The 5,857-nt window shown below is 72.0% G+C and carries 6 protein-coding genes; 5 read left to right on the forward strand and 1 reads right to left on the reverse strand.

Translation table 11 applies throughout. From position 1 onward, the window contains the following. The first annotated feature begins 194 nt into the window (after nucleotides 1-194). From ACFQ8T_RS21585 to pstB, 4 genes are all read left to right on the forward strand, one after another. Nucleotides 195-1,304: a phosphate ABC transporter substrate-binding protein PstS gene (locus ACFQ8T_RS21585; RefSeq protein WP_430548503.1), complete on the forward strand. Its 1,110-nt coding sequence runs from the start codon at nucleotides 195-197 to the stop codon at nucleotides 1,302-1,304. 106 nt (nucleotides 1,305-1,410) lie between these two features. After that, the gene (pstC, locus tag ACFQ8T_RS21590; RefSeq protein ID WP_430548504.1) at nucleotides 1,411-2,403 is read left to right on the forward strand and encodes a phosphate ABC transporter permease subunit PstC; all 993 of its coding nucleotides are present in this window, start codon (nucleotides 1,411-1,413) and stop codon (nucleotides 2,401-2,403) included. Continuing rightward, nucleotides 2,403-3,371 (forward strand): phosphate ABC transporter permease PstA, encoded by a 969-nt coding sequence (gene pstA / locus ACFQ8T_RS21595; RefSeq protein WP_430548505.1) that lies wholly within the window; start codon nucleotides 2,403-2,405, stop codon nucleotides 3,369-3,371. Before pstC ends, pstA begins: the two co-directional genes overlap by 1 nt. Before the next feature lie 45 nt (nucleotides 3,372-3,416). Then, the gene (gene pstB / locus ACFQ8T_RS21600; protein ID WP_430548506.1) at nucleotides 3,417-4,196 is read left to right on the forward strand and encodes a phosphate ABC transporter ATP-binding protein PstB; all 780 of its coding nucleotides are present in this window, start codon (nucleotides 3,417-3,419) and stop codon (nucleotides 4,194-4,196) included. Between the two features lie 8 nt (nucleotides 4,197-4,204). Here the strand turns inward: pstB and ACFQ8T_RS21605 are convergent, their stop codons facing one another. Continuing rightward, nucleotides 4,205-5,092 (reverse strand): oxidoreductase, encoded by an 888-nt coding sequence (locus ACFQ8T_RS21605; protein WP_430548507.1) that lies wholly within the window; start codon nucleotides 5,090-5,092, stop codon nucleotides 4,205-4,207. A gap of 66 nt (nucleotides 5,093-5,158) precedes the next feature. Here ACFQ8T_RS21605 and ACFQ8T_RS21610 point away from each other — a divergent pair, with 66 nt between their 5' ends. Continuing rightward, nucleotides 5,159-5,761 (forward strand): TetR/AcrR family transcriptional regulator, encoded by a 603-nt coding sequence (locus tag ACFQ8T_RS21610; protein ID WP_430548508.1) that lies wholly within the window; start codon nucleotides 5,159-5,161, stop codon nucleotides 5,759-5,761. Nucleotides 5,762-5,857: the final 96 nt, after the last annotated feature.

Raw genomic sequence — 5,857 nt, forward strand, 5'->3', positions numbered from 1 at the left:
CGCGCATCCTTGCGCGGACGCCCGTCCTACCTCGGCGGATCTCGTACTACCTGGCGTGCGGTGACCAGCCGCCCGCCACTGTTCACCCCTCGTTCACCTGCTCCTGGGTCCCGAGCCACCTTGCGTGCCTAGCGTTCCCGACGAACGCCGGTACTTCGCCGGTGTCCCTCCGTGTGAACAGGATGGAACGAGACGTGAAGCTCAGCCGATTCTCCCGTGCTGGAACCGCCGTGGCGGTCGGCGCGCTGGCCCTGACCCTCGCCGCGTGCGGCTCGGACCCGGCCGCGCCGGGCGCGGAGTCCACCGGTGGTTCGCAGGACGGCGGCTCGTCCCTCTCGGGCGAGCTCAGCGGCGGCGGCGCCTCCTCGCAGGAGTCCGCCCAGGAGGCGTGGCGCGCCGGCTTCCAGACGGCCAACCCCGACGTCACCGTCAACTACGACCCCGTCGGCTCCGGCGGTGGCCGCACCGGCTTCACCGACGGCTCGTACGCCTTCGCCGGCTCCGACGCGGCGCTGGACGAGGACGAGATGAAGGCGGCAGAGGCCCAGTGCGGCGAGGGCGGCGTCATCGAGTTCCCCGGCTACGTCAGCCCGATCGCCATCGCGTTCAACCTCGAGGGCGTCGACTCGCTGAACCTCAAGCCGGAGGTCATCGCGGACATCTTCTCGGGCAAGATCAAGGCCTGGAACGACGACGCGATCGCCGCCGACAACCCGGACGCCGACCTGCCGGACACCGCGATCACCGTGGTGCACCGCTCGGACGACTCGGGCACCACCGAGAACTTCCAGGCCTACCTGTCCGAGGCCGCCCCCGACGCCTGGGACCACGAGCCCGAGGGCGTCTGGCCGATCGAGGGCCAGGAGTCGGCCCAGGGCACCTCCGGCGTGGTCTCGGCCGCGCAGTCCGGCGACGGCACCATCACCTACGCCGACGCCTCCCAGATCTCCGACCTGGGCACCGTGGCGGTCGGCGTGGGCGACGAGTTCGTGCCCTACAGCGCCGAGGCGGCCGCCGAGGTCGTCGCGCAGTCGCCGCGGGCCGAGGGCACCGCGGACGGCGTGTACTCGATCGAGCTGAAGCGCGACGTCGCCGGCACCTACCCGGTCGTCCTGGTCTCCTACCTCCTGGCCTGCGGCACCTACGCCGACCAGGCGCAGGCGGACCTGGTGAAGGGCTACATGTCCTACCTCGTGAGCGAGGAGGGCCAGCAGGTGGCCGCCGACGCCGCGGGCTCCGCCCCGCTGTCGGCCGACATCCGCGACGCGGTGCAGCCGTCGATCGACGCGATCACGGCCGGCTGACCGTCCTCGCCGGTCGAGCTCGTCGGGACCACGAACCCGTGGTCCCGACGGGCTCGACCGGCGGTCCCGACAGGCTCAACGAGCAGCGGCAGAACGAGGAGTGCGAGTGACCACCACCGTCAGCCCGACCCCGCAGCGGGTGCCGGGCAGACCGCGCCGACGCCGGCGGACGACCGACCGCGGCTTCAACCGGGCCTTCCGCTGGATCGCCGTCGGCGCCGGCGTCCTGATCCTCGCGGTGCTCGCCGCCGTCGCGGTGTTCCTGCTGCAGCAGGCGTGGCCGGCACTGACCGCCGGGTCGGACGAGCTGGCGGCCTCGGTGCCGCGCTACCCCGAGGACACGTCGCTGCTCGAGTACGTCGGACCGCTCGTGTTCGGCACGCTGCTCGCGGCGGCGCTGGCCCTCGCGATCGCGACGCCGGTCGCGATGGGGATCGCCCTGTTCATCTCGCACTACGCGCCGCGGCGGCTGTCCCAGCTGCTCGGCTACCTGGTGGACCTGCTGGCGGCCGTCCCGTCCGTCATCTACGGCCTCTGGGGCATCTACGTGCTCGGCCCGGCCGCGCTGCCGGTGTGGGAGTGGCTCAGCTCCTGGTTCGGGTGGTTCCCGCTCTTCGCCGGGCCCGTCTCGCCCACGTCCCGCGTGCTCGCCACGGTCGCGGTGGTGCTCGCCGTGATGATCCTGCCGATCATCACCGCCGTCGCCCGCGAGGTCTTCCTGCAGACGCCGAAGCTCCACGAGGAGGCGGCGCTCGCGCTCGGCGCGACCCGCTGGGAGATGGTCCGCACCGCGGTGCTGCCCTTCGGCCGGTCCGGCGTCATCTCCGCAGCCATGCTCGGCCTGGGCCGCGCGCTCGGCGAGACGATGGCCGTGCTGATGATCCTGTCGCCCGGGTTCCTGTACTCGTTCAAGATCCTCGACAGCGCGCAGCAGCAGACCATCGCCGCGTACATCGCGCTCGACTTCCCGGAGGCGAGCGGGCTCGCGGTGAACACGCTGATCGCCACGGGCCTCGTGCTGTTCGTCATCACGCTGGCCGTCAACATGGCCGCGCGCGCGATCGTGGCGCGCCGCAAGGACTTCTCGGGGGCCAACTGATGAGCACGACCACCCTCTCGGACCCCGCCGGCCCCACCGACGCCACCGCCCGCACGCGCGCGGCGCTGACCGGCGCCGACGGCGCCCGGCGCCGCAAGGACCGCACGATGACGGTGCTGGTCTGGGCCGCGTTCGTCGTGGCCATGGCACCGCTCGTCTCCCTGGTCTGGACGGTGCTCAGCAACGGCGCCGGCCGCATCAGCATGGACTTCCTCACGCTGTCGATGCGCAACATCTTCGGCGGCGACCCGAGCGGCGGCATCTACCACGCCATCGCGGGCACGCTGATCATCACGGCCCTGGCCACGGTGATCTCGGTGCCGATCGGCCTGCTCACCGCGATCTACCTCGTGGAGTACGGCAGGGGCGCGCTGGCCCGCTCGGTGACCTTCTTCATCGACGTCATGACGGGCATCCCGTCGATCGTGGCGGGCCTGTTCGCGGTCTCGCTGTTCACCCTGATCCTGGGGCCGGGCGTGCGGATGGGCGTCATCGGCGCCGTCGCGCTCTCCGTGCTGATGATCCCCGTGGTCGTCCGCTCCTGCGAGGAGATGCTCAAGCTCGTCCCGAACGAGCTGCGCGAGGCGTCGTACGCGCTGGGTGTGCCCAAGTGGCTGACGATCGTCAAGGTCGTGCTCCGCACGTCCGTCGCGGGCCTGACGACGGGCATCCTGCTCGCCGTCGCCCGCGTCATCGGCGAGACGGCGCCCCTGCTCGTGACCGTCGGCGTCACCGACTCGATCAACTTCGACCCCTTCGAGGGCCGCATGATGACGCTCCCGGTGTTCGCCTACCGCCAGTACAGCCAGGGCCTGGCCACCTGCCCGGCCGGCGAGTCCGCCTCCTGCGTGGCGGACATCGCGATCCAGAACGCGTGGGGCGCGGCGCTCGTGCTCATCGTCCTGGTGCTCGCCCTCAACCTCGTCGGCCGGCTGGTGAACCGCTGGTTCTCCCCGAAGCTGCGCTGACCCGCAGCCGCCGCCCGCCGCAGCCCACCAGAAAGAGACGACACGATGGCACAGCGCATCGACGTGAAGGACCTCAACATCTACTACGGCGACTTCCTCGCCGTGCAGGACGTGTCGATGACGATCGACCCCAAGTCGGTGACGGCGTTCATCGGCCCGTCCGGGTGCGGGAAGTCGACCTTCCTGCGCACGCTCAACCGGATGCACGAGGTGATCCCGGGGGCCCGCGTGGAGGGCACCGTGGAGATGGAGGGCGTCGACCTGTACGGCGACGACATCGACCCGGTGGCCGTGCGCCGCAACGTGGGGATGGTCTTCCAGCGGCCCAACCCGTTCCCGACCATGTCGATCCGCGACAACGTGCTCGCCGGCGTGCGGCTGAACAACCGCCGCATCGGCAAGGCCGACGCGGAGGAGCTGGTCGAGGGCTCGCTGCGCGGCGCGAACCTGTGGAACGAGGTCAAGGACCGTCTCGACCGGCCGGGGTCCGGCCTGTCGGGCGGGCAGCAGCAGCGCCTGTGCATCGCGCGCGCCATCGCGGTGAAGCCGCAGGTGCTGCTCATGGACGAGCCGTGCTCGGCCCTCGACCCGATCTCGACCCTCGCGATCGAGGACCTCATCGGCGAGCTGAAGCAGGACTACACGATCGTCATCGTGACGCACAACATGCAGCAGGCGGCGCGCGTCAGCGACCGGACGGCGTTTTTCAACATCGCCGGCACGGGCAAGCCCGGTCGCCTCATCGAGATGAACGAGACGTCGACGATCTTCTCCACCCCGTCCGAGCAGGCCACCGAGGACTACGTCTCCGGCCGCTTCGGGTGACGAGCGGCTCACCGTACGACGGATCCCGCGGGGAACGTCGTGCCGGTGAGCGCCTCGGACACGTCCCACAGGCGGCGCGCGACGGCGGCGTCCCGCGCCCGCGCCGACCGGCCGACGAGCGTCGGGGCACCGCGCCCTTCGAGGAAGCCGCTCGGCCCGGCGTAGCTGTCGCCCGGCACGTCGGCGACTGCCGCGTAGAGGGTGGGCAGCGCACCGTCCTCGGCGCTCTGCGCGACGGGGACGGACAGGCGGTGCACCAGGTGCTGCACGCCCCGCCGCTCGCTCAACAGCTGCGTGGCGGCCCAGCCCGGGTGCGCGGCGACGGCGGTCAGGGGCGATCCCGCCGCGGTGAGCCGGCGCTGGAGCTCCGCCGTGAACAGGAGGTTGGCGAGCTTCGACTGCCCGTAGGCCGCCATCGGGCGGTACCTGCGGCGCTCCCAGTTGAGGTCCGCGAAGTCGATGGCGCCGAACCGGTGCCCGCTCGACGAGACGGTGACGACGCGCTCGCGCACCCGCGGCAGCAGCAGGTTCGTGAGTGCGAAGTGCCCCAGGTGGTTGGTGCCGAGCTGCAGCTCGAACCCGTCGGCGGTGCGCGAGAGCGGCGGCACCATCACCCCGGCGTTGTTGACGAGCACGTCGACGGGCTCGGCGAGGTCCTCCGCGAACGCCCGGACGGAGGCGAGTTCGGCGAGGTCGAGGGCCCGGACGACGACGTCGCCGGCCATGGTGCGGGCCGCGGTGCGGCCCTTGTCGACGTCGCGGACGGCGAGCACCACGCGTGCCCCGCGCAAGGCGAGCACCTCCGCGGTGACCCGGCCGATGCCGCTCGTGGCTCCGGTGACGACGATGGTCCGTCCGGTCTGGGCGGGGACCTGGGCGATCATGAAAGTAGTCATGGTCTACAAAGTAGCCAGTGTCTACACATGTGGTCAACGGCAACATAGCGCGGCTAGGCTCGGGACGTGCCCGATCCCGTCATCGAACGCCCTTACCACCACGGCAGCCTCCGAGCGGCCCTGCTCGACGCCGCGGAGCGCCGCCTGCGGGCGGACGGGGCGGACCGGCTCTCGCTGCGCGACCTGGCGCGTGAGGTCGGGGTCAGCCACGGCGCGCCCCGGCGTCACTTCGCCGACCGGCAGGCACTCCTCGACGCGCTCGCGGAGTCGGGGTTCGCGCGCCTCGACCGCGAGCTGCGCGACGCCCTGGCCGGGGCCGGCGAGGAGTTCGAGCCGCGGCTGCACGCCGCCGCGACCGCCTACGCCCGGTTCGCCACCGAGAGCGCCTCGCTGCTCGACGTGATGTACGCCGGCAAGCACCGTCCCGGCGCGGACCGGATCCTGGCGGCGGCGTCAGCCCCGTTCGGGCTTCTGCGGCGGCTGGTCCGGCAGGGGCAGGGCGAAGGGGTGCTCGTCACGGACGACCTCGATCGGGTGGCGACCGTCCTTCTTGCGACCCTGCAGGGGATCGCCTCGTTCATCAACGGTGGCGTCGTGGAGCCCGAGCATCGGGGTGTCCTCGTCGAGGCCGCCGTCGACCAGTTCCTGCACGGGGCGGGTCCGCGCTGACAGGAGCTGCGGGACGACGAAGGGGCGGGCCGCAGCAGCTGCTGCGGCCCCCCCCCGACGCGGGGGGGGAGACCCCCCACGTGTTAGGCACCCCCG

The organism is Isoptericola sp. NPDC056618 (assembly GCF_042792715.1).
GTDB classification, from domain to species: domain Bacteria; phylum Actinomycetota; class Actinomycetes; order Actinomycetales; family Cellulomonadaceae; genus Isoptericola; species Isoptericola nanjingensis.

Coding starts and splice junctions, on each gene's coding strand:
- pstA (WP_430548505.1), top strand. CDS start 2,403: ATGAGCACGACCACCCTCTCGGACCCCGCCGGCCCCACCGACGCCACC.
- pstB (WP_430548506.1), top strand. CDS start 3,417: ATGGCACAGCGCATCGACGTGAAGGACCTCAACATCTACTACGGCGAC.
- ACFQ8T_RS21605 (WP_430548507.1), bottom strand. CDS start 5,092: ATGACTACTTTCATGATCGCCCAGGTCCCCGCCCAGACCGGACGGACC.